Here is a 24,657-nt window from a genome sequence, read left to right on the forward strand (position 1 = left end):
TCGCATATTGCCTGCACGGTGCTGGATCACCATCCCGCCGCCACGGCGATGGACCGGCTGTGCTACAGCACGAAATCGCCTGCTGTCAGGCTTTGCACGCCATCGATGCGGATCAGGAAATCGGCCACGCTATCGCCATTGGTGTCGCCGGCGCCAGAGACACTGAAGCCGGCATTGTCGCCCGCCGCAGCGCTTACCACCCCAGCCAGCGCGCGATCATCCCCTTTTCTTCCGCCGTCGCGCCCTTCGGGGCCAGCCAGTCGCGGCATTCCAGGCAGCTCGCCTGCGCGCCGCTGGCGCCCATCAGGCGGCGGACGTCGCCGAGGGCCTGGGCGAGGCGGGCTTCGCGCAGCCAGGCGGCCTGGGCGAACCAGCCCGACGGCGGGGCGGCTTCCTCGTCCTCGCCGGGCTTGCTCATGTTGGCGAAGAACTGGCTGAAAGCATCGGGCTCGGTCTCGAAGACATGGCCGTGTACCTTGGCGGGATCGAGACGGGCGAGCTTGGCGGCTTCCCCGATCGCGTCCTCCAGCCCGCCGAACTGGTCGACCAGGCCGAGCTGACGGGCAGTGGCACCGGCCCAGACACGGCCTTCGGCGATCTCGTTGACGCGCGCGATCGGCAGGCGGCGCGATTGCGCGACGAGGCCGGTGAAGCGGCCGTAGATGTCCTCGACGCTCGCCTGTGCCAGCGCGTCGAACTGTTCGTTGACCCCGCCGAACAAGTCGGGCTGGCCCGACAGCGGGGTGGTGGCGATGCCGTCGGCGCCGACGCCGATGTTGGCCAGCGCATTCTCGAAGCTGGGCAGCACCGCGAACACGCCGATCGATCCGGTGATGGTGTCGGGCTCGGCGAGGATCTTGTCGGCCGGGGTCGAGACCCAGTAGCCGCCCGACGCCGCGACATTGGCCATCGAGACGACGATCGGCAGCCGCCGCTGGCTCTTGGCCTGCAGCAGCGCGGAACGGATGCGTTCGGACGCCAGCACCGATCCGCCGGGGGAATCGACGCGCAGCACGATCGCCTTGACGCTGTCGTCGGCAATCGCATCGAAGATGTGGCGGGCGATGGTTTCGCCGCCGGCGGTGCCGTTGTCGGTCACCCCGTCGACGATTTCGCCGACCACCGGGATGACCGCTATGCGGTCGCCATTCTCCTCGCGCGGATTGGCCGCGACCCAGTCGTCGAGCTTGATCCGGTCGTATTTCCAGGGCCGTGCATCGTCGGAGGCGCCGGCAACTGCCGCCACCCGCGTTTCGAACGCCATGCGGCTGCCGACGCGGTCGACGAGCCCGGCGGCCTTGGCGGCGTTGGCGAGATCATTGCCATTGGCGCGCATTGCTGCGGCCGGATCGGCGATGAACGCGGCGAGCTGCGCGCGCGGACGGGCGCGGCGCACCTGCTCCTGCCACCGTTCCCACAGCACGCTGGCGTAGGCGAGATTGGCCTCCTCGGCCTCGGGCGACTGGTCGGAACGGGTGAAGGGTTCGATCGCGCTCTTGAAGGTGCCGACCTTGTAGACGTTGGCGGTCACGCCCAGCCGGTCCATCAGCCCCTTGTAATAGAGCCGCGATCCGCCCGGGCCGGCGATCAGCACGCCGCCGCCCTGTTCGGTCCAGATTTCCGAGGCATGCGCGGCGAGCTGATAGGCATCGTCGCTATAGGCGGTGGCAAAGGCCAGCACCGGCTTGTTGGCCGCGCGCACCTTGTCGAGCGCCTCGCCGATGTCGCCCAGCGCCACCTGGCCGCCGCCCATGAAGCGATCGAGATCGAGCACCACCGCCTTCACCCGGTCGTCCGTGGCGGCGACTTCGAGCGCGTGCACCACGTCGGCACGGCGGAACTCGCGCACCGGCGCGCCGCCGCTCAGGGCGGCAAAGGGATCGACCGGCGCCGGCTGCTCGCTGACCGTGCCGTCCAGCTTCAGCACCAACGCGCCGGTGCCGAACACGCCGGCGGGATTGGGCCGGCCGGACAGGATGCCGGCGAGGAAGACGAAGAACAGCAGCAGGAACAGGAGCGCCAGCATGTCCTTGATGCCGACCAGCACGCGCCAGAAGCCGCCGATCACCTGCCGCGTCGTATAGCGCTTGATCGGGCGCGGCGCAGCGGCCGCGACAGATGCAGCGGGGCCATCGGTGGCGGGCAGGGCGGACGGGGGGAGCGCGGCGTCGGTCATGCTGTGTTGCTAGTCCATAACAGTGGCGCTGTAAATGTGGCGTTCAGGTGGCGGAACGGCAAGGGGCACGCTGCCTCGTGCAGGGAATGACAGCAGGCATCGGCAACAAAATCTTGGCCCGCGTCGCCGCCCCCCTTGACCTTCCGGAACAAAGCGCCAAATGCGCCCCTGTTGGCACTCCCCCGCGGTGAGTGCCAAGACTCATCGAAACCAGGAAGGGAAATCCGCATGAAGTTTCGTCCCCTGCACGATCGCGTGCTCGTTCGCCGCGTCGAGGCCGAAGAAAAGACGGCCGGCGGCATCATCATTCCTGACACCGCCAAGGAAAAGCCGCAGGAAGGCGAAGTCGTCGCCGCCGGCAGCGGCGCCAAGGCCGAAGACGGCAAGGTCACGCCGCTCGACGTCAAGGCCGGCGACCGCATCCTGTTCGGCAAGTGGTCGGGCACCGAGGTCAAGGTCAACGGCGAAGACCTGCTGATCATGAAGGAAAGCGACATCCTCGGGATCGTCGGCTGATCCTTCCCAACCAACCATCGTCATCCCCGCTAAGGCGGGGATCCAGCCGATGTCAGTGCATTGCGCATAATCCGGTGATGGGTTCCCGCCTTCGCGGGAATGGCGAATTCAGACAGTCGAAAGGAATTTCACATGGCAGCCAAGGACGTAAAATTCAGCCGTGACGCCCGCGAACGCATTCTGCGCGGCGTCGACATCCTCGCCGACGCGGTCAAGGTGACGCTGGGGCCGAAGGGCCGCAACGTCGTGATCGACAAGAGCTTCGGCGCTCCGCGCATCACCAAGGACGGCGTCACCGTCGCCAAGGAAATCGAACTCAAGGACAAGTTCGAGAACATGGGCGCGCAGATGGTGCGCGAAGTCGCATCGAAGACCAACGACGTCGCCGGTGACGGCACCACCACCGCCACCGTGCTGGCGCAGGCCATCGTGCGCGAAGGCATGAAGTCGGTCGCGGCCGGCATGAACCCGATGGACCTGAAGCGCGGCATCGATCTCGCCGTCGCCAAGGTCGTCGAGGACATCAAGTCGCGTTCGAAGCCGGTTTCGGGCTCGAGCGAGATCGCCCAGGTCGGCATCATCTCCGCCAACGGCGACCGTGAAGTCGGCGAAAAGATTGCCGAAGCCATGGAAAAGGTCGGCAAGGAAGGCGTCATCACCGTCGAGGAAGCCAAGGGCCTCGATTTCGAGCTGGATGTCGTCGAAGGCATGCAGTTCGACCGCGGCTACCTGTCGCCCTATTTCATCACCAACCCCGAAAAGATGACGGTCGAACTCGCCGATCCGTACATCCTCATCCATGAAAAGAAGCTGTCGAACCTGCAGTCGATGCTGCCGATCCTCGAAGCGGTGGTGCAGTCGGGCCGTCCGCTGCTGATCATCGCCGAGGACATCGAAGGCGAAGCGCTGGCGACCCTGGTCGTCAACCGTCTGCGCGGCGGCCTGAAGGTTGCTGCCGTCAAGGCTCCGGGCTTCGGCGATCGCCGCAAGGCGATGCTGCAGGACATCGCGATCCTGACCAAGGGCGAGATGATCTCCGAAGACCTCGGCATCAAGCTGGAGTCGGTGACCCTGGGCATGCTCGGCCAGGCCAAGCGCGTCACCATCGACAAGGACAACACCACCATCGTCGACGGTGCTGGCGATGCGGACACCATCAAGGGCCGCGTCGAGCAGATCCGTGCGCAGATCGAAACCACCACCAGCGATTATGACCGTGAGAAGCTGCAGGAGCGCCTCGCCAAGCTCGCTGGCGGCGTGGCCGTGATCAAGGTCGGCGGTGCGTCCGAAGTCGAGGTCAAGGAGCGCAAGGACCGCGTCGATGACGCCCTGCACGCCACCCGCGCCGCAGTAGAAGAAGGCATCGTCCCCGGCGGCGGTACCGCGCTGCTCTATGCCACCAAGGCGATCGAAGGCCTGACCGGCGTCAACGAAGACCAGACCCGCGGTGTCGACATCGTCCGCAAGTCGCTGACCGCGCTGGTCCGCCAGATCGCGACCAACGCCGGCCATGACGGTGCAGTCGTCTCGGGCAAGCTGCTCGACCAGACCGACACCAGCTTCGGCTTCAACGCCTCGACCGACGTGTATGAGAATCTCGTCGCCGCCGGCGTCATCGATCCGACCAAGGTCGTCCGCACCGCGCTGCAGAATGCCGCGTCGGTCGCCGGCCTGCTGATCACCACCGAAGCCACCATTGCCGAGCTGCCCGAAGACAAGGCAGCCCCGGCGATGCCGGGCGGCGGCATGGGCGGCATGGGTGGCATGGACTTCTGATGACCCCATAAGGTCGTCACCCCGGACCTGATCTGGGGGTCCAAAGTCACTCGACCTTCCGGTCGAAGCACAGACAGAAGGGCCGGCGGGAGCAATCCCGCCGGCCTTTTTGCATGGTGCTTGTCTTGTGCGATACTCGACTTTGCAGTTTGTGCACTGTCGATTGCACGCAACGATATTGCAGCGCAAAATGGCAGGCGTATGGGCGCGGCCCCATCCATGAGGAGGCGGCCATGCAGCCTGTCGGTTCGAACGTAGCAGAGGATCCATTCCAGCGCGCCGGTTACGGCGAAGTAGAGGGCCATGCGCCCGGCCAGCGGCATCGCCCAGCGGCCGTCGCCGCGCTCACCGTCGGCGCCATCGGGGTCGTCTTCGGCGATATCGGCACCAGCCCGCTCTATGCCTTCCGCGAGGCGCTGCACCAGGCCAGCCCGACAGGCATCGGCGAGGCCGAAATCCTGGGTGTGCTCAGCATGGCGCTGTGGTCGTTGATCCTGGTCGTCACTGTCAAATATGTGCTGTTCCTGATGCGCGCCGACAATCAGGGGGAAGGCGGGGTGCTGGCGCTGCTGGCGCTCGCCGGCCGCGCGACCGGGGGCCGCACCGGCGTGGTGCTCGCGCTCGGTGCCGCCGGCGCGGCGCTGTTCTACGGCGACGCCATCCTTACTCCGGCGCTGTCGGTGCTGTCTGCTGTCGAGGGGCTCAAGTCGGTCCCCGGCGTCGGCGGGTCGATCGACCAGCGCACGATCCTCGGCATTACCACTGCCATCCTGATCGCGCTGTTCGCCATCCAGTCGCGCGGCACCGAAGCGGTCTCCCGCCTGTTCGGGCCGATCTGCGTGGTCTGGTTTCTCGCCATGGCGGCGCTCGGCCTCTACCATATCGGCGACGAACCGGCGATTTTGCAGGCGATTTCCCCGCACCATGCCGTCAGTTTTCTGCTGACCCACGGCATGATCGGCCTGCTCGTGCTCGGCGCAGTGTTCCTGACCGTTACCGGTGCCGAGGCGCTGACCGCGGACATGGGCCATTTCGGTCGCTTCCCGATCCGGCTCGGCTGGTTCCTGCTGGTGTTCCCGGCGCTGACGCTCAACTATTTCGGGCAGGGTGCCTTCGCGCTCGCCGCGCTCGAGCAAGCGCAGGCCGCCGGCGCGACTTTCCAGAACCAGGACTGGTTCTTCCTGATGGCACCGGAATCGCTGCGCGTGCCGCTGGTCATCCTCGCCACGCTCGCCACCATTATCGCCAGCCAGGCGGTGATCACTGGCGCTTATTCGCTCACCCAGCAGGCGATCCAGCTCGGCCTGCTGCCGCGCATGCGCATCGCCCAGACCTCGGCGGGCCATGCCGGACAGATCTATCTGCCGGTGATCAACTGGCTGCTGCTGGTCGGCGTGCTGGCGCTGGTCTTTGCCTTTCAGACCTCGTCCTCGCTGGCGGTGGCCTATGGCATCGCAGTTACCGGTACGATGGTCGTCACCACCTGCCTCGCCTTCGTCGTCATCACCCGCCTGTGGCACTGGAGCCTGCCCAAGGCGCTGCTGCTGATCGCCCCGCTGCTGCTGCTCGATCTCATCTTCTTCGGCGCCAACGCGCTGCGCGTGGTCGAAGGCGGCTGGGTGCCGCTGCTGGTCGGCGCGATGATCGGGCTCACCATCTATGTCTGGGTGCGCGGCAAGCGGCTGATCGCGGCTTATGAGGCGGAGCATTCGGTGCCGATGGGCAACATGGCCACCATCCTGTCGGCGCATCCGCCGAGCCGTGTGAAGGGCACCGCCGTCTACCTTACGGCCAACCCCGACGTGGTGCCGAGCGCGCTGCTGCACAATCTCAAGCACAATCAGGTGCTGCACGAGCGCAACCTGGTCGCGACGGTCAAGACCGCGAGCGTGCCGCATGTGCCGCCGGAGGAGCGGGTGGCGAGCGAACGCATCGACGACAATTTCACCCGCGTCGTGCTGCGCTTCGGCTTCATGGACACCCCCGACGTGCCCGCCGCGCTGGGCCTTGCGGAAGGGCAGGCTTCCCCCTTCGGCACGCCGATGAAGACCAGCTATTACATCGGCCGCAACAGCCTGCGCGCCTCACGCGACGAAGGGCTGCCCTATTGGCAGGACCAGATACTGATCTTCCTGCAGAGAAACGCCGCCGACCCCACGGACTTCTTCCAGATCCCGGCGGGACGGGTGGTCGAGCTGGGCGTGCAGGTGGTGGTGTAGGGGGGAGGGGCCGGAGACGCTTCTGCCTCTCCCGCCTCCTAGCTCGTCACCCCCGCCACCGCATTGCCACATCGCAGCGCGCATATTCCGCGCCATAGTCCGCCATGATCTGCGCATCATGGACAAAGCCGTGGCGTTCATAGAGGCGAATGGCCGTCGCGCTTTTGGTATTGGTCAGCAGGAACAATGTCTCGGCCCCCAGCGTCTGTGCCCGGGCGATCGCCGCGGTGAGCAGCCTGTCGCCCGCACCGAACCCGCGCGCTTCCGGCGTAACGCCCATCTTGATCAGCTCATATATCCCAGGCGCGACCTTCAGCAACGCGCAGGTGCCGATGATACCCAGCGCCGGATGCTCGACGAACAATATGTCCCCGCCCGGAGCGACAATCCGTTCGCGCGGGCGTGTCAGTTGATCGACGTCGGGCGGCTCCAGCTCATACATCGCCTCGATCCATTGACGGTTGATCCGCTCGAAATCGGCGGTCAGACTGTCGTCAAAGCGACGAATTGTCAGCTTGGCGGCCTTGCCCCCTGCAGAAGCCCCGCCATCGGCATGGCCCACGTCAGCACCCATGCAACATCCCCTCCAGCCAGTCGTTGACCTGCACATCGATCACCAGATGCACCCGGTCGCTCGCGCCATCGTTGCGGACGCTGTGGGGGTCGGCGAGGCGCAGGTACCAGGTTTCGCCGGGGTGCATGGGCACCGCAGTGCCGTTGAGCAGGAAGCTGACGCCGGGATTGCTGGTGACCGGCACATGGATGCGCGCGCGGCCTTCCGCGGCGTCGAGATCATGGTCGCGGTGCTGGTGGATGACGCTGCCCGGGGTCAGCCGCATCAGCCGCACCGCCTCGACCGGGCAGGCGAAGGCGGCAATCGCGGCGGCAAAGGCGGGGGCGTGGGCGAGCATCGGCGTATCGACCCATGCGCTTGCGGTGGGGTTGGAATAGATCATCATCACCGGATGCGTCGCGCCCGCCTGCGCGCGCAATGGCAGCACATCCCATTGCCCGCTGTAGTTGGCGGTGACGAAATGGGCGGTCCAGTCCTGCCGCTCCAGCGCCGCCAGATCGGCTTGCATCGCCGCGACATCGAAGCCGAGCGGCAGCCGCACCCGGTCGGGGACAGGCCGCCCTGTGTGCACGTCGCTGTTGTCTTGCGCTTGTCGAGGCATAGGCTTTGCTTTCTAACCGTAGTGCAACGGAGGGCAATCCCGGGGGCAGGGCGCGCGTTGCAAGGGGATGAGCAGGGTGGAGCAGGGATGGCGGAGCTAATCGACGACCGGCCGGCAGCGCTGGCCCGCCTGCGCGCGCTGCTGTTCGCCAATGAGGACGCCGCGCTGGCGCTCGCTCCGATGATCGAACCGGACCGCTTTGCTGCGGCTGCGGCTGCCTTCGCCGCCCGGCACGGGCTGGCGATCGACGTGGCGGCCCTCGACCGTGCGGTGGTGCCCGACCGGCTCGGCCTCGGCCGGTTCGCCGCGCCGGCGGTGCCCGATGAGGCGGTTCCGCCGCGCCACTGGCTGCCGGTTGCCGTGACCGGAACGGCCGATGCGCCATATGTCGAATGGCTGCATTTCGCCGGAGAGGCGCTCGACCGGCCGTTCTACGAGGATTCGGTCCGCCGCGCCCGGGCGCTGCCGTTCAACCGGCTGATGCGCTGCGTCACGCCGTTGGCGGCGCTTGCCGCCTTTGACGCCGCGCCGCTGCCCGATGGGCTGATCTTCCATATGTCACGGTGCGGCTCGACGCTGGTCGCGCAGATGCTGGTCAGCCTGCCGGGCAGCATCGTGGTCTCCGAGCCGCCCCCGCTCGATAATGTCATCCAACTGGCGGCACGCGGCGACGTGCCGCCCGCTGCCATCCGCCACATGGCCGCAGCGCTGACGCGGGATCGCGGCGGCAGCGGCGCCCGGCATCGCTTTATCAAGCTCGATAGCTGGCACGCGCTGGCGCTGCCGATGCTGCGCGGGCTGTTCGTGGACACGCCCTGGGTGTTCCTGCACCGTGACCCGGTGGAGGTGCTGGTGTCCCAGCAGCGCATGCCCGGCTTTCATGCGGTGCCGGGCCTGATACCGCTCGACGCCTTCGGCATCGCCGCGCCGCCCGGCATCGGCCATGATGCGCATCTCGGCTGGCTGCTGGGGCAGATCTGCGATGCGGCAGCGGACGGGTTGGCGAACGGCGGGGGCATCGCCATCGAATACCGGACCTTGCCGGACGCGGTGGCGCAGCGTCTGCTGCCGCATTTCGGGGTGAAACCGGACGCGGCGGCGCAGGCGGCGCTGGCAGCGGCCGGGCAGCGCAATGCCAAGGTGCCAGACGCGCACTTCGCGCCGGATACCGCTGCCAAGCAGCAGCAGGCATCGCCCGAACTGCGCGCTCTGGCGGCGCAGCATATCGCGTCGGCTTGCGCGCGCCTGCAGCAGCGCCAAGGTTCCTGAACCTAGGCGATCGGCTTGCGCGCGAGGAAGACGCCGACGGCCATCAATGCGATGCCGAGCATGCGCGTGCCGCCGATGCTGGCCTGGTCTGCGCCGAACAGGCCGAAATGGTCGATCGCTGCTGCGCTGGCGATCTGCCCCAGCAGCACGAAGAACACTGCGTTGCCGACGCCGAACTTCGGCGCGATGAAAGTGATCGACAACAGATAGAAGGCCATGAACAGCCCGCCGAGGTAGAAATGCGGGGCAATGCCGCTCCACGCCACGCCGCGCGGCACCATGCCGGTGGCGAGCGTGGTCACCAGAGCGGTGGTCATCGCGACGGCGAGGGCGATGACCGACGCCGCCGGGGCACTGCCAATGCGCACGCCGAGCCCGGCATTGAGCCCCGCCAATATCGGTATGCCGATGCCGGCGAGCAGCATGATCGCCGCGTAGGCGGGCCAGCCCGAGCTGCTCATTGCGGCTTCGCTGCTGCGGCACGGCGGCGGATGGCGGTCACCGCTTCGCCGCCGACACCCCAATTATCCGTCTCGACCTCGTCGATGATGACGAAGGTGGTGGCGCGGTTCTTGCCCAGCACGTCGACGAGGAGATCGGTGACGCCTTCGATCAGGCGCGCCTTCTGCTCCGGTGTCGCGCCTTCGCGCGTGATGCGTATGTTGACAAAGGGCATAGTGGCGATCCTTCCTGGTCAGAGCGGCAAATCGAGCGCGGCGGCCATGCGCGCGGCGGCGGCATCATAGAAGCGGCTGCGCAGGGCGGAGACGGTGTCCGCCGGGCTGGTCTCCGGCGTGCCGCCGGCAAAAGGCGGGGCGGGATCATATTCGAGCGCGAGCTGGACGGTGCGCGCGACCTCTTCGCCAGCGACGGCGGCGATGACGGTGAGCGCGAAATCGATCCCGGATGTGACGCCGCCGGCGGTGATGGTCGTCCCGTCGGTCACGACACGACCGGGTGCATGCCGTGCGCCTACCCGATCGAGCAATTGCGTATAGCCCCAGTGGGTGGTGGCCTGCCTGCCCTGCAGCAAGCCGGCCCGGCCGAGAATGAAGGCGCCGGTGCAGACGCTGGTCACCCACTGTGCCGACCGGCCCTGCGCTGCCACGAAGTTAATGAGCGGCGACTGGCCCAGGGCAGCGGCAACGCCTGCACCGCCCGGCACGCATAGCAGATCGGCCTGCGGGCAATCCGCGAAGCTGACGGTCGGCACAATCGCAAAGCCGCAGTCGGTCATGACCGGCGCCAGCGTGGCAGACGCAACATGCAGCCGCGCGCCGGGCAGACGGGAGAGGAACTGGGCCGGCCCGGTGAAGTCGAGCTGGGTTACCTGATCGAAAAGCACGAAAACGATGGTGAAGGGCGCTGCGGTCATGGCGGACTCCTCGCTTTAGCAATGGATGCCCAGGCGCGCGGCAGTGATCGCGTCCGCTCCCCGGTGGTAGGCCACCTCTTGCGCCAGTTGCGGACAGGGCCTTGCCTAGCGCTTGCTTCGCCCAAAGCAAAGGGGGGCGCGCCTCGCGGCACGCCCCCCTTTCAACCTTTCGAAGCCTGTGCGGGCTTACTTCTTCATGTCTTCGCCAGCGCTCTTCAGCGCGTCGCCGGCGTCGGAAGCGGCTTCACCGGCAGCGTCCTTTACGTCGGCAGCGGCGCCTTCGACCGCAGCACCGGCCTGATCGGCAGCGGCATCGGCGTTTTCGGCAGCCTTGTCGAGCGCAGCGTCGGCAGCTTCGGCGGTGTTCTCGGCGTCGGCGGCAGCCGAATCGGCGGTTGCTTCAGCGGCGTCCTGGGTCTGCTGCGAGCAGGCGGTCAGCGCCAGGGCGGCAGCGGCGATGGTCATCGCAAAAGTGGTCTTCATGGCTTTCCTCCTGTAGCGCGATGATCCCGGCGGGCGATCGCCCGGCGAGCGGATGTCATCGTCCGGGCCGCGTTTAAGCAGCACCGCAAGATCGTGCAAGACGGGACGTGCGGGTTATCGGTTGCGGCTGTCGGCCCGCTGCGCTTCCAGTTCGGCGCGCGACTGCGCCTCTATCGCCGCCGCATCTGCCGCTGCCGGTGAGGGCGCGCGCGCATCGACGCGATCGGCCGCGGATTCGAGCTGCTCCAGCTCGCCGCTGGTCAGCCCGCCGACTTGCGCATCGTCAGGGGATTGCGCGCTGCATGCAGCCAGTGTGGCCATTGCCGGAATGAACATCATTGTCAGTCGCACATCCGACCTCCCGCAGTCCCGCTAGCCTATCCAAGCGCGGTTCCGCCAGAACGAAAAAGGCCGCCACCCTTGCAGGTGACGGCCCTTATCGGTTTCGCTGAACGCGAAAAAAAGAAGCTTACTTCTTTTCTTCGGTCATCGCGCCTTCGGCCGGAGCGGCCTTTTCTTCGGTCATCGCGCCTTCAGCAGCCGGAGCAGCTTCGGTCATCGCGCCTTCAGCCGGAGCGGCTTCGGTCATCGCGCCTTCAGCCGGAGCGGCTTCGGTGGTTGCTGCTTCTTCGGTGGCAGGAGCTTCTTCAGCCGGCTGCGAGCAAGCGGCGAGGCCGAGACCGGTGGCGAGAACGAGCGACAGAGCAATCTTCTTCATGGTGTGAACACCCCTCTAGAGCAAATCTTTGGCTGGACACTGCACGTGCGCTTACGCGCCGGGCCCGCAACCAACAGGCGGCGATTTATCGGGTCGTTTTGGGCCGTGCAACGGATTTTATTGCGCCGTCGCGCAAAAAGGATGAGCCGAGTGCAACGGCGCACCTGAATCTGCAATTTATCAAGCTTTTTAGTAGGATTTGATGGCGCTGCTGCGTCATTGACCCATATAAAGAAAAGTTTATATGAGGATGCATGACCGTCGTCGAGCCCCTACAGACCGTGCCTGCCGGCCCCGTTGCGGCGCCGGGCGACTCCGGCTGGGCGCTGCTCGACCTGTTTCAGGCGCTGTCCGATTCATCGCGCTTGCGCATCCTGTCGCTGCTGCGGGTGCATGAGCTGGCGGTGGGCGAGATCGCCCAGCTGCTCGACCAGAGCCAGCCGCGCGTTTCCCGCCACATCCGAATCCTGGAAGAAGCGGGCATTGCCGAGCGCCGCCGGGAGGGGAGCTGGGTGTTCGTGCGTCTGGCGCGGACGGCGGTGGTCAACAGCCTGCTCGAGTTCATCGATTCCGCGCCGCAGTCCGAAGATGAAGCGCGCCAGATCGGTGCCGACCGCAGCCGTCTCGCCGAAGTGCAGGCGGAACGGGAAGCGGCGGCTGCCCGCTATTTCGCGCTGCATGCGGACGAATGGGATGCCATCCGTTCGCTGCATGTCGCGGAGGAGGAGGTGGAGCGCGCCATTCTGGCGCTGATGAAAAACCGGCGCGTCGGGCATCTGCTCGACATCGGCACCGGCACCGGGCGCATGGCACAGATTTTCAGCACGGCCGCCACGCGCGTCACCGCGCTCGACCGCAGCCCGGAAATGCTGCGTGTGGCGCGCACGCGGCTGGCCGGCGCGGCCTTGCCGGTCGAGCTGGTGCAGGGCGATTTCACGGCGCTGCCGATGCCCGCTGCCAGCGTCGATTCGGTGGTGATGCACCAGGTGCTGCACTTCGCGACCTCGCCCGATCTGGTGATCGCCGAGGCGGCGCGGGTGCTGCGCGGCAGCGGCCATCTGCTGATTGCCGATTTTGCACCGCACGAGCGGGAGGAACTGCGCCGTGATGCGGCACATGCCCGGCTCGGCTTCTCCGATGCCCAGATCAGGGGCTGGTTTGCCTCTGCCGGGCTGCTGCTCGAAACCACCGATTCGCTGACTGGCGGCGCGCTGACCGTCAAGATCTGGCTGGGCCGGCGCCGCAGCGATGCCTCCACCGAACCGACGCTCAGAAGGGCCGCCGCATGACCGATCCCGTCGTCTCCCCCATTTCCGAAGCCAGACGCGCCGCGGCCAGCCCGATGTTTGCCGACCTGTCGGGCGACATTGGCGTCAGCTTCGAATTCTTCCCGCCCAAGACCGAGAAGATGAACGAGACGCTGTGGGCGTCGATCGAGACGCTGGCACCGCTGGGCCCTCGCTTCGTTTCGGTCACCTACGGCGCGGGCGGCTCGACGCGCGAACGCACCCACGCCACGGTCGCACGCATCGCCCGGGAGACCGCCATTCCTGCGGCGGCGCATCTGACCTGCGTCGAAGCCAGCAAGGCCGAGATTGCAGAGGTTGCCGACGCCTATTGGCAGGCGGGCGTGCGCCACATCGTCGCGCTGCGCGGCGATCCGCCGGTGGCCGGTGCGAAGTTCATGCCACACCCGGAAGGGTACAGCGGCGCGGCCGACCTGGTGGCGGGCCTGCGCGCGATGCACCCGTTCGAAATCTCGGTCGCCGCTTATCCCGAAACCCACCCGGATGCGGATTGCGCCCAGTCCGACCTCGACAATCTCAAGCGCAAGCTCGACGCCGGGGCGACGCGCGCAATCACCCAATTCTTCCACGAGCCCGATACCTTCTTCCGCTTCCGCGATGCGGCAGCCGCAGCGGGCATCGGTGCGGAAATCGTGCCGGGGATCATGCCGGTCACCAACTTCGCCAGCGTCGCGCGCATGTCCGCGATGTGCGGCACCGCAGTCCCGCCCTGGCTGGCGCGGCTGTTCGACGGCCTCGACGATCTGCCCGCCGCGCGCCAGCTCGTGGCGGCAACGGTCGCTGCCGAACTGTGCCGCCGCCTCTATGCGGGCGGCGTGCGCAATTTCCATTTCTACACGCTCAACCGCGCCGAACTCGCCTACGCCATCTGCCACATGCTGGGGATGCGCGCCGCCCCGGCCATCAAGGACGAAGCCGCATGACCGCCCGCGACCGCCTGCTCGCCGCCGCGCGCGAGCGCATCCTCCTCACCGATGGCGCATTCGGCACCGAGATCCAGAACTGGAAGCTGACCGAGGCGCAATATGCCGGGTCGCTCGGGCTATCGCACGACCAGAAGGGCAATAACGACATTCTCGCGCTGACGCTGCCCGAGGTGCCGAACACGATCACGCGTGCCTATCTGAGCGCAGGGTCGGACATTGTCTCGACCAATACCTTTTCCGCCAACAGCATCAGCCAGGCCGATTATGGCGCGGAAGCCCTGGTGCGGGACATCAATGTCGCATCGGCCGCCATCGCGCGCAAGGCGGCGGACGATTTCGCGGCGCAGGACGGCCGCCCCCGCTTCGTCGCCGGCGCCATCGGCCCGACCAACAAGACCCTGTCGCTCTCCCCGGACGTCAATGACCCCGGCTATCGCGAAATCGACTTCGATTATCTGAAATCGGTCTACCGCGAACAGATCGACGCGCTGCTCGATGGCGGCGTCGATTTCATCCTGATCGAAACCGTGTTTGATACGCTCAACGCCAAGGCGGGGATCATGGCCGCCTATGAGGCCGGCGTGGCGCGTGGTGAAGATGTGCCGGTGATGCTGTCGATGACGCTGACCGATCTTTCCGGCCGCAACCTCTCCGGCCACACGGTCGAAGCCTTCTGGCACGCGGTCCGCCACGCGCGGCCGGTCACCATCGGCCTCAACTGCTCCTTCGGCGCGCAGCAACTGCGCCCGCATGTCCGCACGCTCGCAGGGCTCTGCGACACGCTGATCATGGTCTATCCCAACGCCGGCCTGCCCAACGAACTCGGCGCCTATGACGAGTTGCCCGAACAGACCGCCGCGCTGGTCAGGGAATGGGCCGAGGCCGGACAGGTCAACATCCTCGGCGGCTGCTGCGGTTCGACGCCCGCACATATCGCCGCGATGGCCAAGGCGGTGGCGGGTTTGCCTGCACGATCGCTGCCGCAGGTGGATGTGCGCACGCGGTTGGCGGGGCTCGAACCCTTCACGATGGCGGCCTAGTTCCCTCTCCCCTTTAAGGGAGAGGGGCAGTCTCCCGCAATGCAACAGATGGCCGGACGGGACTGCCCCTCTCCCCGGCCCTCTCCCCTGAAGGGGAGAGGGAGAATATAATGACCAACCTCTCCTCCACCTTCGTCAACATCGGCGAGCGCACCAACGTTACCGGCTCGGCGGCGTTCAAGAAGCTGATCATGGCCGGCGACTATGCCCGCGCGGTCGAGGTTGCGCGCCAGCAGGTCGAGAACGGCGCGCAGATCATCGACGTCAACATGGACGAGGGCCTGCTCGACGCGCATCATGCGATGACGACCTTCCTGAAGCTGATCGCTGCCGAGCCGGACATCGCGCGGGTGCCGGTGATGATCGACAGCTCGAAATGGAGCGTGATCGAAGCGGGGCTGAAGTGCGTGCCCGGCAAGCCGATCGTCAACTCGATTTCGATGAAGGAAGGCGAGGAGCCATTCCTTGCGCAGGCGCGCCTGTGCATGGCCTATGGCGCGGCTGTCGTCGTCATGGCCTTCGACGAAGTGGGGCAGGCGGATACCAAGGCGCGCAAGGTCGAGATCTGCTCGCGCGCCTACAACCTCCTCACCGGTATCGGCTTCCCGCCCGAAGACATCATCTTCGATCCCAACATCTTTGCCGTCGCCACCGGCATCGAGGAGCACAACAACTACGCCGTCGATTTCATCGAGGCCGCGCGGGAGATCCGCAGCCTTTGCCCGCACGTCCATATCTCCGGCGGCCTCTCCAACCTCAGCTTCTCCTTCCGCGGCAACGAGCCTGTGCGGCGCGCCATGCACTCGGTGTTCCTCTATCACGCCATTCCCGCCGGGCTGGATATGGCCATCGTCAATGCCGGGCAGCTCGATGTCTATGACACCATCGATCCCGAATTGCGCACCGCCTGCGAGGATGTGATCCTCAACCGCGACGAAGGCGCGACCGACCGGCTGATCGCGCTCGCCGAGCGGTTCAAGGGCAGCAGCCCCGAACAGGAGAAGGCCGCCGAGGAATGGCGCGGCTGGGACGTGACCAAGCGGCTCGAACATGCGCTGGTCAAGGGCATCGACGCCTGGGTCGTCGAGGACACCGAGGAGGCCCGCCTCGCCGCCAGCGAGCGCGGTGGTCGCCCCATCGAGGTGATCGAGGGCCCGCTGATGGACGGCATGAACGTCGTCGGCGACCTGTTCGGCTCGGGCAAGATGTTCCTGCCGCAGGTGGTCAAGTCCGCGCGCGTGATGAAGAAGGCCGTCGCCCATCTCATCCCGTTCATCGAGGCGGAAAAGGAAGAGGGTGCGCGTGCCAAGGGCCGCATCGTCATGGCCACGGTCAAGGGCGATGTGCACGATATCGGCAAGAATATCGTCGGCGTTGTCCTCCAGTGCAACGGCTATGAGGTGATCGACCTTGGCGTGATGGTGCCATGGCCGAAGATCCTGGAGGCCGCGAACGAGAATGATGCCGACATCATCGGCCTGTCCGGCCTGATCACGCCCAGCCTCGACGAGATGGTCACGGTTGCCGAGGAAATGCAGCGGGCGGGCATGACCATCCCCTTGCTGATCGGCGGCGCGACGACTTCCAAGGTGCATACCGCGCTGCGCATCGACCCGGCCTATGCGGGGCCGGTGATCCACGTCCTCGACGCCAGCCGCGCTGTCGGCGTCGCCACCGCGCTGGTCAGCGACACCGGGGTCGAGGACTATGTCGGTGCCATTTCGGCCGATTATCAGCACGTCCGTGACGTCCGCGAAGGCAAGGGGCAGAGCATCCTTGCCAGCCTGGCGGATGCCCGCGCCAATGCGTTTGTCGCCGACATGCACATCAAGCCGCCGCCGCCCGAGCAGCCCGGTGTCCATGTCTTCTCCGACTGGGACCTTGCCGATCTCGCCGAGGTCATCGACTGGACGCCATTCTTCCGCGCCTGGGAATTGCACGGCAATTTCCCCGCGATCCTCGACGACGAGGTGGTGGGCGAAAGTGCGCGTGCGCTCTGGGCGGATGCGCAGGCGATGCTGGCAAAAATCATCGACGAACAATGGCTGACCGCGCGTGGCGTCGCAGGCCTGTGGCCCTGCCGTCGCGATGGCGACGATGTCATCCTCCATGACATCGACGCCGAAGCGCATGTCCGCCTGCCCTTCCTGCGCCAGCAGATCGCCAAGCGCGAGGGGCGCGCCAACATGTGCCTTGCCGACTTCATCGACCATGACGGCGACTGGATCGGCGGCTTCGCGGTCGGTATCCACGGCATCGAGCCGCATCTCGAGAGGTTCCGCGCCGCCCATGACGATTATTCGGACATCCTGCTCAAGGCGCTGGCGGACCGGTTCGCCGAGGCGTTCGCCGAACGCCTCCACCAGCATGTGCGAACAACATTATGGGGTTATGCGCCGGGTGAGCAGCTGACCAATGAGGCGCTGATCCGGGAGGAATATCGCGGTATTCGCCCGGCGCCGGGCTATCCCGCCTGTCCCGACCACAGTCTCAAGCCGATCCTGTTCGACCTGCTCGACGCGCCCGCCAATGCCGGGCTGACGCTGACGGAGAGCTTCGCCATGTGGCCGACCGCCGCCGTTTCCGGCTTCTACTTCGGCCACCCCGAAGCCGCCTATTTCGGTGTCGCCCGCATCGGCGAGGAGCAGGCGGCGGACTATGCCGTGCGCCGGGGGGCGGACATCGAGACCGTGCGCCGCTGGCTCAGGCCGAATCTCGATTGAGACACGGCGGCGGACAGCAATATTTCGCAAGGCTGTAACCACGCCGGACGAGCCGGCGAAACGGTTTCACGCGCAACAAAAACGAAGATTGCTCCCCCCGATGTTTACCTCCATTTTCGCCTGGTTTTCCAGGCGCCTGTCCTTGGCGTCGCCGCATGGCGCGATGACGCTTGTCTCGCTGACATTGAAGGATCATGTCCAGGACGAAGAACTGAGCTTTCACGAGGACGCCGAAGGCGAGGCGCTGGCCGGCTGGATCCGCTCGCACGCCATATTGTCGGCGCTGGTGACCGACGATCAGACCGAATTGCACATGCTGGTCGCCGGCGATCCGGCACAAGTGACAGGCCCGCTGCACCGGCTGCCATCGGTGGTGGGCGAGATGGTGGATATCGACGTGCGCAGGGTGCATCTGCTGCCGGTCGAGCGCATGGCATCCTTCAGCCAGCACTGAGTCCGCAGCCAGGGTTGCACCGCCTATCCCGCGCACGGTAGCGAGGCGGGCATGGACAGCAGCGACCTGCATCATCTGCCCGGACTGCGTGCCTATTGGTCGCGGTTGGTCGATGGCGGAAGCGTCGGTCCGGCCAACGCCATCGCCGACCGGCTGCTGTTCGACACGCTCGGCCTCGGCAACCGGCAGGTGCTGCGCTTCCTGCTCGAAACGCGGCCCGACTTCGCTCGATTCTGCCGCTGGATTATCGACACCGCCGGGCCGTCGGACGGGCTGCTGCTGGACCGTTATTGCGCCTTTCACGAAGGGCGCCCGCCCTGTGACCGAGCGCGCGCGATGCTGGCCGCTATCGACGCGATGCCGCCGGTGTTCGACGCCGACGATCTCGCCCGCTGGGACGAGCGTGGTATCATCGTGCTGCGCCACGCGATCCCGCCCGACATGGTGGCCGCAGCGGCCGCAGTCGTCTGGGATGCGGCCGGAGCCCGTCCGGACGACCCCGCGAGTTGGGTGGCCGACGCGGCCGATGGCATCATGATCCCGTTCTACCGTCATCCCGCGCTCGATGCCGTGCGCGCCCATACGCGGATACACAAGGCGTTCGCCCAGCTATGGGGCAACGCGGACCTGTGGATGGCGATCGATCTGGTCGGCTTCAACGCGCCGGTGACCGCGTCGTGCGGTTTTCGCGGCGCGCCGTTGCACTGGGACGTCAGCCTCGTCCGGCCGATCCCCTTCGCCACGCAGGCACTGCTCTATCTCAGCGATACCGCCGCCGATCAGGGCGCCTTCCGCGCCGTTCCGGGGTTCCACCATCGCATCGACGGCTGGCTGGATGGCCTCGATGGTGCCGATCCCCGCGGTATCGACCTGTCGGCCGAGGCGGAGTGCATCCCCGGCAGGGCAGGCGATCTGGTGATCTGGCGGCAGGATCTGCCGCACGGGGCCAGCCCCAACCTTGGGCCGAGGCCCCGTCTGGTCCAGTATCTCACCATGTACCCGCCAGATCTTGCTGCGCAGGCCGAATGGTTATGACCTACGATGGCTAACGCCCCATCCCGCCTTGGGACGGGCAGCGGGTTTGCCCGTGGAGCCGCACTGGCCCACACGCTAAGGCGGCGAGCATGACCTTCTTCCGCCTCCTGCTCGTCATCGCCATCGCGCTCACCTCCACGCTCGCCACGGCGCAACCGGTTTCGGTGCCCGAGTTGCGGCGCGACTTCCGCAGTGTGCAGGCTGCGGTCGATGCCATCGGCGACGGGGAAGGCACCGTGCTGCTTGCGCCCGGAACCTATCGCGAATGCGCGGTGCAGACGGCGGGTGTCGTCACCTTCCGCGCGGCGCAGGCCGGAACCGCGATCTTCGACGGGGTGGAATGCGAGGGCAAGGCAGCGCTGGTTCTGCGGGGCGAGGGCGCAACCGTCGACGGCATCATCTTCCAGAACATGCGCGTGCCCGATCTCAACGGCGCGGGCATCCGGCTCGAACAGGGCGATCTTACCGTGCTCAACGCCCTGTTCCGCAACAGCGAGCAGGGCATCCTGACCGCGGCCGACCCCGGCGCGCAGATCCGCATCGACCAGTCGACCTTCAGCCGGCTCGGCCGCTGCGGCGATCACCCGTGCGCCCATTCGATCTACATCGGCGATTATGGCAGCCTGACGGTGACCCGCAGCCGCTTCGAACGCGGCAGCGGCGGCCATTACATCAAGAGCCGCGCCGTCCGCGCCACCATCGTCGACAACAGCTTCGACGATACGCAGGGCACGGCGACCAATTACATGATCGACCTGCCTGCCGGCGCGACCGGCCGCATCGCCGACAATCTGTTCATCCAGGGCGAGGACAAGGAAAATTACTCGGCCTTCATCGCCGTCGCTGCCGAAGGCCGTGACCACCCGTCGGCGGGCCTCGCGATCGAGAACAACACCGCGCGCATCGTCGACGGCGTGTCGCGGCGCACCTTCTTCGTCGCCGATTGGTCGGGCGAGCGGCTGGCGCTGGGCGCCAACACGCTGGGCGCGGGCGTGGCGCGCTACGAGCGGCGCGAGTAGCTCACAGCCAGCTCGAAATCTGCTCCAGCGGCTTCTTGCGGGTCGCATATTCGGGTACGGTCGCATCCGCTGCAGGCAGGCCGGTGACGATCAGCATCAGCGGCTTTTCATCGGCTGGTCGCCCGCAGATGCGGCGCAGGAAACCCATCGGCGATGGCGTGTGCGTCAGCGTCGCCAGCCCGGCGCTGTGCAGCGCGGTCAGCAGCAGCCCGCAGGCAATGCCGACGCTTTCGGTGACATAGTAATTCTGGCGCGCCTCGCCCGGCGCAATGCCGCCGCGCCGCTGGCCGAACACCGCGATCAACCATGGGGCGACCTCGAGGAAACCCTTGTCGTCGTCGGTGCCGAGCGGGGCCAGTGCCTCCAGCCATTCCTGCCCGGCCTTGCCGGCATAGAAGGCGCGCTCCTCTTCCTCGGCAGCGGCGCGGATCGCCGCTTTCTTGTCAGGCGATCCGATCACGGCGAAATGCCAGGGTTGGTGATTGGCTCCGCTTGGCGCGGTTCCAGCTGCCAGAATGGCCGCCTCGATTACCGCGCGCGGGACCGGCGCCGGGCTGAACATCCGGCAGGTCCGTCGGGTCATGACATGCGCGCGGAACGCCTCTGCCGCGGCGATGCGCGCCGCATCGTCCATCTCCGGCAGCGCGCGATAGGGCAGGGTAGGGTGGTCGATCATGGGCCTCTCCGGTCTTTCGTGTCATCTTGCCCATTCGGTGCAGCGGCGCCATCGGTTTCATTATTGACATTAGTGTCAGTTTAACTATCTCTGGCGCATCGACACCGGATGCGCCGCGAATCGCGGCCGTCCACAGCCGAGTGAGCCGACCCATGACCGCAGCTGCCGTCCCGTCCGTCTTTGCCGATCCACGCCGCGTCCCGCTCAAATTCCGCCCGCTCAAGGCGCTGAGCCACTTCCGCAAGCTGATCGCAGACAAGGAAGATACCGAGCAGGTCTTTCACATCTTCGAAAGCCTGCCACGCAAGGCCTTCCTGCCCGAGGCGCAGGCGTTCTGCGCAAGCGAGGCGGGCCAGCGGCTGATGCGTGAAGAGCCGTGGCTGCCCGAGGTGCTCGACGATCATGCCACGCTGCGCCGCACCCCGCTCGGCAGCGTCGCTCATGCCTATTGCGATTTCATGGAAAGCGAAGGGCTGTCCGCCGCCGGTCTGGTCGCCGAGGCCGCGAAAATGGGCCGGCCGCGCTATGACGATCAACTGCAATGGTATGCCGACCGCCTGCGCGACACGCATGACATGCTGCATGTCCTCACCGGCTATGGCCGCGATGCGCTGGGCGAGCAGTGCGTGCTGGCCTTCACCTATGGCCAGAACCGCAATCTCGGCAATTTCTTCATCGCCTATCTCGGCGGGCTGGAGCTGAAGAAGTCGGTCAAGGCCGGCGCGCCGGTGTTCGGCGCGCTGCGCCAGGGCCAGCGCCACGGCACCGCCGCACCGCCCATCCATTGCGAAAGCATATTGTCGCTGCTGAACGAGCCGCTCGCCGATGCGCGCCGCCGCCTCAACATCGGCGAGCCCACGCTCTACCGCGAATGCCACGCCGCCTATCGCGGCCGCGGCATCGATCCCTACAACTTCCTGGCGGCCCAGCCGGCTTGAGGCGGTCTGCCTGAGGGAACTGCCCCGGCGCGTTTGCAAGCAACCGGGCCGGGGCGTCTTTCTACCGCAATTCCTTGCGGATCATCAGTTTGAGGCCGGACCAGACAGCGTCGACCGCGCACACCTTCACATCCACCCAGCCCATCGGCAGGCAGACGGCGCGGATGCTGTCTTCGGTGATGTCGGTCGGAACCTTCGATGCCTTCTTCGGCCAGCTCACCCAGACAAAGCCTGCCGGTGCGATTTTATGGCGCAACTCGGTGAGCAGCCGTTCCATCTCGGCGCGCTCGGTCGTGAAGATGTGTGCGGCGTCGAGGCCCGGAGTGATATCGCCCAGCTCGTGCAGAGCCACGACGCCAATCTCCGCCCGGACGCTGTCGGGCATGGCGTGGAACCAGACGCTCATGCCGTCCTTCAACGACAGCTTTTTGGCGAGGGGGGTGCCGGAGTAGCCTGTTAACATAGCCCAGTTCCCATCGTCATTGCGAGCGGAGCGAAGCAATCCAGGGCGCCACTGCAAGACTCTGGATAGCTTCGCTCCGCTCGCAATGACGATAAATCACGCCAGCGCCGCATCCGCCCCCATCAGCGCGGGGAAAAAGCCTTCATGCGCGGCGCGGAGGTCGGCGAGGGGGATCGTCGTTTCCGGCTCACCATTCTCGTCGTACAGAACGATCGCATCGCCGCCCACTTGGCCGAGCGCCAGCGCCGGCACGCCATCGACGGTCGATGCGCGAAGGAAGGCATTCCATGTCTCCTGCCCACGCGGCACGGTGACGAGATACGTCGCCTGCATTTCGCCGAACAGTATCGCCGGCGTCGGGCTGAGATAGTCGCCGCCGATCACGCCCATGTTCCCCGCCAGCGCCATTTCGGCCAGCGCCACGAGCAGGCCGCCGTCGGAGACGTCATGCACGGCATCGACGAGGCCGCGGTCGACCAGCGCGCGGACTGTATGGGCGGCCTCGCGCTCAAGGGCGAGATCGACTTGTGGGGGATCGCCCGCTTCCTGTCCGGCGATTTCACGCAGCCATAGCGACTGGCCAAGACTCGGCTTCGGACGGCCGACAAGATAGACAAAGTCGCCTTCGTTCCTAAACCCAATCCCCACCGCCTTGCGCCAGTCCTGGATCAGCCCGACCGCCCCGATCGCCGGCGTCGGCAGGATCGCGCTGCCCCCGCCCGTCGCCTTGCTCTCGTTATAAAGTGACACATTCCCCGACACGATCGGGAAGTCGAGCGCGCGGCAGGCGTCGCTCATCCCTTCCAGGCAGCCGACGATCTGCGCCATGATCTCGGGCCGCTGCGGGTTGGCGAAGTTGAGGCAGTTGGTCACCGCCAGCGGTGTTGCGCCTGTCGCGCTGATGTTGCGATAGGCTTCGGCAATCGCCTGCTTGCCGCCCTCATAGGGGTCGGCATAGCAATAGCGCGGGTTGCAGTCGGTGGTGATCGCCAGCGCCTTGTCGGTGCCATGCACGCGCACCAGCGCCGCATCGCCGCCCGGCGGCTGGATGGTGTCGCCGCCGACCTTGTGGTCATATTGCTCCCAGATCCAGCGGCGGCTGGCGATGTCGGGACTGGCCATCAGCTTGAGCAGGTCCGCCGCGATATCGGTGCTTTCGGGTATGTCGCCCAGCGGCTTGACCTGCGCCCAGGCTTTATACTCGTCTTTCGACGCGGCAGGCCGGTCGTACAGCGGCGCATCGTCGGCCAGCGGGGCGAGGGGGATGTCGCAGACGATCTCGCCATGATGCTCCAGCACCATCCGTCCGGTATCGGTGACATGGCCGATTACCGCGAAATCCAGCTCCCATTTGCGGAAGATCGCTTCGGCGAAATCCTCGCGCCCGGGCTTCAGGACCATCAGCATGCGCTCCTGGCTCTCCGACAGCATCATCTCATAGGCGGTCATGCCGGTTTCGCGCTGCGGCACATCGTCCATCTTGAGGTGGATGCCGACGCCGCCCTTGGACGCCATCTCGACGCTGGAGGAGGTGAGCCCGGCCGCGCCCATGTCCTGGATTGCGACGATCGCGTCCGATGCCATCAGCTCCAGACAGGCCTCGATCAGCAGCTTCTCGGTGAAGGGATCGCCGACCTGCACGGTCGGGCGCTTGTCGTCGTCACCTTCCTCGAAATCGGCGCTGGCCATGGTCGCGCCGTGGATGCCGTCGCGCCCGGTCTTGGAGCCGACATAGACGATGCTGTTGCCCACCCCGGACGCGGCGGAGTAGAAAATCTTGTCCTGATCGGCGACGCCGACGGTCATCGCGTTGACCAGGATATTGCCGTTGTACGCGGGGTGGAAATTGACCTCGCCGCCCACCGTCGGCACGCCGACGCAATTGCCATAGCCGCCGATGCCATGGACGACGCCGGAAATCAGATGGCGCATCTTGGGGTGGTTGGGGTCGCCGAAGCGCAGCGCGTTCATGTTGGCGACGGGGCGCGCGCCCATGGTGAAGACGTCGCGCAGGATGCCGCCGACGCCGGTCGCCGCGCCCTGATAGGGCTCGATGTAGCTCGGGTGGTTGTGGCTCTCCATCTTGAAGATCGCCGCCTGCCCGTCACCGATGTCGATGACCCCGGCATTCTCGCCCGGCCCGCAGATCACCCACGGCGCCTCTGTCGGCAGCTTTTTCAGGTGGATACGCGAAGATTTGTAGGAGCAATGTTCGCTCCACATCACCGAGAATATGCCCAGCTCGACGAGGTTCGGCTCGCGCCCCAGCGCGGCCAGCACCCGCTCATATTCTTCCGGGGACAGGCCGTGGTCGGCGACGATCTGTGGGGTGATTCCGCTCATGGCCGCGCCTTAGCCGCGCGCGCTGC

At 66.5% G+C, this 24,657-nt stretch carries 25 protein-coding genes and 1 riboswitch; of the genes, 12 read left to right on the forward strand and 13 right to left on the reverse strand.

Annotated elements, in window-relative coordinates; genetic code table 11:
* Positions 1–62: 62 nt before the first annotated feature.
* Together AC0QC4_RS05980 and sppA are read right to left on the reverse strand one after the other, a co-directional pair.
* A complete protein-coding gene (locus AC0QC4_RS05980; RefSeq protein WP_483658820.1) occupies positions 63–200 on the reverse strand; it encodes a hypothetical protein in 138 nt (45 codons plus the stop codon).
* Entirely contained in the window at positions 194–2,176 is a 1,983-nt protein-coding gene (gene sppA / locus AC0QC4_RS05985) for a signal peptide peptidase SppA (protein ID WP_483658821.1), read from the reverse strand. Before sppA ends, AC0QC4_RS05980 begins: the two co-directional genes overlap by 7 nt.
* Before the next feature lie 228 nt (positions 2,177–2,404).
* Here sppA and groES point away from each other — a divergent pair, with 228 nt between their 5' ends.
* From groES to AC0QC4_RS06000, 3 genes are all read left to right on the forward strand, one after another.
* Positions 2,405–2,692 carry a co-chaperone GroES gene (gene groES / locus AC0QC4_RS05990; protein WP_483658822.1) on the forward strand — a complete coding sequence of 96 codons (288 nt, stop codon included), beginning with the start codon at positions 2,405–2,407 and terminating at the stop codon, positions 2,690–2,692.
* Positions 2,693–2,824: 132 nt separating this feature from the next.
* A complete protein-coding gene (gene groL, locus AC0QC4_RS05995; RefSeq protein ID WP_483658823.1) occupies positions 2,825–4,468 on the forward strand; it encodes a chaperonin GroEL in 1,644 nt (547 codons plus the stop codon).
* Positions 4,469–4,701: 233 nt separating this feature from the next.
* Positions 4,702–6,687, forward strand: a complete 1,986-nt coding sequence (locus AC0QC4_RS06000; protein ID WP_483658824.1) for a potassium transporter Kup — start codon at positions 4,702–4,704, stop codon at positions 6,685–6,687.
* 46 nt (positions 6,688–6,733) lie between these two features.
* Here the strand turns inward: AC0QC4_RS06000 and AC0QC4_RS06005 are convergent, their stop codons facing one another.
* Together AC0QC4_RS06005 and AC0QC4_RS06010 are read right to left on the reverse strand one after the other, a co-directional pair.
* Positions 6,734–7,261: a GNAT family N-acetyltransferase gene (locus tag AC0QC4_RS06005; protein ID WP_483658825.1), complete on the reverse strand. Its 528-nt coding sequence runs from the start codon at positions 7,259–7,261 to the stop codon at positions 6,734–6,736.
* Positions 7,251–7,862: an aspartyl/asparaginyl beta-hydroxylase domain-containing protein gene (locus tag AC0QC4_RS06010; protein WP_483658826.1), complete on the reverse strand. Its 612-nt coding sequence runs from the start codon at positions 7,860–7,862 to the stop codon at positions 7,251–7,253. Before AC0QC4_RS06010 ends, AC0QC4_RS06005 begins: the two co-directional genes overlap by 11 nt.
* 87 nt (positions 7,863–7,949) lie before the next feature.
* Here AC0QC4_RS06010 and AC0QC4_RS06015 point away from each other — a divergent pair, with 87 nt between their 5' ends.
* Positions 7,950–9,131 carry a hypothetical protein gene (locus AC0QC4_RS06015; protein WP_483658827.1) on the forward strand — a complete coding sequence of 394 codons (1,182 nt, stop codon included), beginning with the start codon at positions 7,950–7,952 and terminating at the stop codon, positions 9,129–9,131.
* Positions 9,132–9,133: 2 nt separating this feature from the next.
* On the opposite strand, the gene AC0QC4_RS06020 is transcribed toward AC0QC4_RS06015, so the two are convergent.
* The 6 genes from AC0QC4_RS06020 to AC0QC4_RS06045 all read right to left on the reverse strand — a co-directional run bounded on the left by AC0QC4_RS06020 (position 9,134) and on the right by AC0QC4_RS06045 (position 11,707).
* Positions 9,134–9,592 carry a DMT family transporter gene (locus AC0QC4_RS06020; protein ID WP_483658828.1) on the reverse strand — a complete coding sequence of 153 codons (459 nt, stop codon included), beginning with the start codon at positions 9,590–9,592 and terminating at the stop codon, positions 9,134–9,136.
* Entirely contained in the window at positions 9,589–9,807 is a 219-nt protein-coding gene (locus AC0QC4_RS06025; RefSeq protein WP_483658829.1) for a tautomerase family protein, read from the reverse strand. The genes AC0QC4_RS06020 and AC0QC4_RS06025 overlap by 4 nt, the downstream gene beginning before the upstream one ends.
* Before the next feature lie 18 nt (positions 9,808–9,825).
* Entirely contained in the window at positions 9,826–10,506 is a 681-nt protein-coding gene (locus AC0QC4_RS06030; RefSeq protein WP_483658830.1) for a DJ-1/PfpI family protein, read from the reverse strand.
* A 20-nt stretch (positions 10,507–10,526) separates the two neighbouring features.
* A riboswitch (ZMP/ZTP riboswitch) is annotated at positions 10,527–10,607 on the reverse strand.
* Positions 10,608–10,692: 85 nt separating this feature from the next.
* Positions 10,693–10,989 (reverse strand): hypothetical protein, encoded by a 297-nt coding sequence (locus tag AC0QC4_RS06035; protein ID WP_483658831.1) that lies wholly within the window; start codon positions 10,987–10,989, stop codon positions 10,693–10,695.
* A gap of 114 nt (positions 10,990–11,103) precedes the next feature.
* A complete protein-coding gene (locus AC0QC4_RS06040; protein ID WP_483658832.1) occupies positions 11,104–11,340 on the reverse strand; it encodes a hypothetical protein in 237 nt (78 codons plus the stop codon).
* A 118-nt stretch (positions 11,341–11,458) separates the two neighbouring features.
* Positions 11,459–11,707, reverse strand: coding sequence for a hypothetical protein (locus AC0QC4_RS06045; protein ID WP_483658833.1), 249 nt, complete (start codon positions 11,705–11,707; stop codon positions 11,459–11,461).
* Between the two features lie 254 nt (positions 11,708–11,961).
* Between AC0QC4_RS06045 and AC0QC4_RS06050 the strand changes: the two genes are divergently transcribed.
* From AC0QC4_RS06050 to AC0QC4_RS06080, 7 genes are all read left to right on the forward strand, one after another.
* Complete coding sequence (locus AC0QC4_RS06050; protein WP_483658834.1) at positions 11,962–12,996, forward strand: ArsR/SmtB family transcription factor; 1,035 nt, start codon at positions 11,962–11,964, stop codon at positions 12,994–12,996.
* Positions 12,993–13,937 carry a methylenetetrahydrofolate reductase [NAD(P)H] gene (gene metF, locus AC0QC4_RS06055; RefSeq protein ID WP_483658835.1) on the forward strand — a complete coding sequence of 315 codons (945 nt, stop codon included), beginning with the start codon at positions 12,993–12,995 and terminating at the stop codon, positions 13,935–13,937. Before AC0QC4_RS06050 ends, metF begins: the two co-directional genes overlap by 4 nt.
* Positions 13,934–14,980, forward strand: coding sequence for a homocysteine S-methyltransferase family protein (locus AC0QC4_RS06060; protein ID WP_483658836.1), 1,047 nt, complete (start codon positions 13,934–13,936; stop codon positions 14,978–14,980). The genes metF and AC0QC4_RS06060 overlap by 4 nt, the downstream gene beginning before the upstream one ends.
* Before the next feature lie 110 nt (positions 14,981–15,090).
* A complete protein-coding gene (metH, locus tag AC0QC4_RS06065) occupies positions 15,091–17,703 on the forward strand; it encodes a methionine synthase (RefSeq protein WP_483658837.1) in 2,613 nt (870 codons plus the stop codon).
* A gap of 100 nt (positions 17,704–17,803) precedes the next feature.
* Positions 17,804–18,157 carry a hypothetical protein gene (locus AC0QC4_RS06070; protein ID WP_483658838.1) on the forward strand — a complete coding sequence of 118 codons (354 nt, stop codon included), beginning with the start codon at positions 17,804–17,806 and terminating at the stop codon, positions 18,155–18,157.
* Between the two features lie 51 nt (positions 18,158–18,208).
* Positions 18,209–19,192 carry a phytanoyl-CoA dioxygenase family protein gene (locus AC0QC4_RS06075; RefSeq protein ID WP_483658839.1) on the forward strand — a complete coding sequence of 328 codons (984 nt, stop codon included), beginning with the start codon at positions 18,209–18,211 and terminating at the stop codon, positions 19,190–19,192.
* Between the two features lie 89 nt (positions 19,193–19,281).
* Positions 19,282–20,211, forward strand: a complete 930-nt coding sequence (locus tag AC0QC4_RS06080; RefSeq protein WP_483658840.1) for a right-handed parallel beta-helix repeat-containing protein — start codon at positions 19,282–19,284, stop codon at positions 20,209–20,211.
* Position 20,212: 1 nt separating this feature from the next.
* Here AC0QC4_RS06080 and AC0QC4_RS06085 read toward each other — a convergent pair whose 3' ends face one another.
* Positions 20,213–20,887, reverse strand: a complete 675-nt coding sequence (locus tag AC0QC4_RS06085) for a nitroreductase family protein (protein ID WP_483658841.1) — start codon at positions 20,885–20,887, stop codon at positions 20,213–20,215.
* A 152-nt stretch (positions 20,888–21,039) separates the two neighbouring features.
* Between AC0QC4_RS06085 and AC0QC4_RS06090 the strand changes: the two genes are divergently transcribed.
* A complete protein-coding gene (locus AC0QC4_RS06090; RefSeq protein ID WP_483658842.1) occupies positions 21,040–21,825 on the forward strand; it encodes a Coq4 family protein in 786 nt (261 codons plus the stop codon).
* A 61-nt stretch (positions 21,826–21,886) separates the two neighbouring features.
* On the opposite strand, the gene AC0QC4_RS06095 is transcribed toward AC0QC4_RS06090, so the two are convergent.
* Positions 21,887–22,231: a hypothetical protein gene (locus AC0QC4_RS06095; protein WP_483658843.1), complete on the reverse strand. Its 345-nt coding sequence runs from the start codon at positions 22,229–22,231 to the stop codon at positions 21,887–21,889.
* Positions 22,232–22,384: 153 nt separating this feature from the next.
* On the reverse strand, positions 22,385–24,631 hold the full coding sequence (purL, locus tag AC0QC4_RS06100; RefSeq protein ID WP_483658844.1) for a phosphoribosylformylglycinamidine synthase subunit PurL: 2,247 nt from the start codon (positions 24,629–24,631) through the stop codon (positions 22,385–22,387).
* Between the last annotated feature and the right edge of the window lie 26 nt (positions 24,632–24,657).

This window comes from Sphingomonas sp. jy18 (assembly GCF_056931895.1).

Excerpts from the sequence above, each read along its gene's own strand:
- AC0QC4_RS06090 (WP_483658842.1), top strand. The coding sequence starts at position 21,040 with ATGACCGCAGCTGCCGTCCCGTCCGTCTTTGCCGATCCACGCCGCGTC.
- AC0QC4_RS06030 (WP_483658830.1), bottom strand. The coding sequence starts at position 10,506 with ATGACCGCAGCGCCCTTCACCATCGTTTTCGTGCTTTTCGATCAGGTA.
- AC0QC4_RS06075 (WP_483658839.1), top strand. The coding sequence starts at position 18,209 with ATGGACAGCAGCGACCTGCATCATCTGCCCGGACTGCGTGCCTATTGG.
- AC0QC4_RS06000 (WP_483658824.1), top strand. The coding sequence starts at position 4,702 with ATGCAGCCTGTCGGTTCGAACGTAGCAGAGGATCCATTCCAGCGCGCC.
- AC0QC4_RS06050 (WP_483658834.1), top strand. The coding sequence starts at position 11,962 with ATGACCGTCGTCGAGCCCCTACAGACCGTGCCTGCCGGCCCCGTTGCG.
- AC0QC4_RS06045 (WP_483658833.1), bottom strand. The coding sequence starts at position 11,707 with ATGAAGAAGATTGCTCTGTCGCTCGTTCTCGCCACCGGTCTCGGCCTC.
- AC0QC4_RS06015 (WP_483658827.1), top strand. The coding sequence starts at position 7,950 with ATGGCGGAGCTAATCGACGACCGGCCGGCAGCGCTGGCCCGCCTGCGC.
- AC0QC4_RS06085 (WP_483658841.1), bottom strand. The coding sequence starts at position 20,887 with ATGATCGACCACCCTACCCTGCCCTATCGCGCGCTGCCGGAGATGGAC.
- sppA (WP_483658821.1), bottom strand. The coding sequence starts at position 2,176 with ATGACCGACGCCGCGCTCCCCCCGTCCGCCCTGCCCGCCACCGATGGC.
- groL (WP_483658823.1), top strand. The coding sequence starts at position 2,825 with ATGGCAGCCAAGGACGTAAAATTCAGCCGTGACGCCCGCGAACGCATT.
- AC0QC4_RS06010 (WP_483658826.1), bottom strand. The coding sequence starts at position 7,862 with ATGCCTCGACAAGCGCAAGACAACAGCGACGTGCACACAGGGCGGCCT.
- AC0QC4_RS06005 (WP_483658825.1), bottom strand. The coding sequence starts at position 7,261 with ATGGGTGCTGACGTGGGCCATGCCGATGGCGGGGCTTCTGCAGGGGGC.
- metH (WP_483658837.1), top strand. The coding sequence starts at position 15,091 with ATGACCAACCTCTCCTCCACCTTCGTCAACATCGGCGAGCGCACCAAC.
- AC0QC4_RS06080 (WP_483658840.1), top strand. The coding sequence starts at position 19,282 with ATGACCTTCTTCCGCCTCCTGCTCGTCATCGCCATCGCGCTCACCTCC.
- purL (WP_483658844.1), bottom strand. The coding sequence starts at position 24,631 with ATGAGCGGAATCACCCCACAGATCGTCGCCGACCACGGCCTGTCCCCG.
- AC0QC4_RS06025 (WP_483658829.1), bottom strand. The coding sequence starts at position 9,807 with ATGCCCTTTGTCAACATACGCATCACGCGCGAAGGCGCGACACCGGAG.
- AC0QC4_RS06035 (WP_483658831.1), bottom strand. The coding sequence starts at position 10,989 with ATGAAGACCACTTTTGCGATGACCATCGCCGCTGCCGCCCTGGCGCTG.
- metF (WP_483658835.1), top strand. The coding sequence starts at position 12,993 with ATGACCGATCCCGTCGTCTCCCCCATTTCCGAAGCCAGACGCGCCGCG.
- AC0QC4_RS06095 (WP_483658843.1), bottom strand. The coding sequence starts at position 22,231 with ATGAGCGTCTGGTTCCACGCCATGCCCGACAGCGTCCGGGCGGAGATT.
- AC0QC4_RS06060 (WP_483658836.1), top strand. The coding sequence starts at position 13,934 with ATGACCGCCCGCGACCGCCTGCTCGCCGCCGCGCGCGAGCGCATCCTC.
- groES (WP_483658822.1), top strand. The coding sequence starts at position 2,405 with ATGAAGTTTCGTCCCCTGCACGATCGCGTGCTCGTTCGCCGCGTCGAG.
- AC0QC4_RS06020 (WP_483658828.1), bottom strand. The coding sequence starts at position 9,592 with ATGAGCAGCTCGGGCTGGCCCGCCTACGCGGCGATCATGCTGCTCGCC.
- AC0QC4_RS06070 (WP_483658838.1), top strand. The coding sequence starts at position 17,804 with ATGTTTACCTCCATTTTCGCCTGGTTTTCCAGGCGCCTGTCCTTGGCG.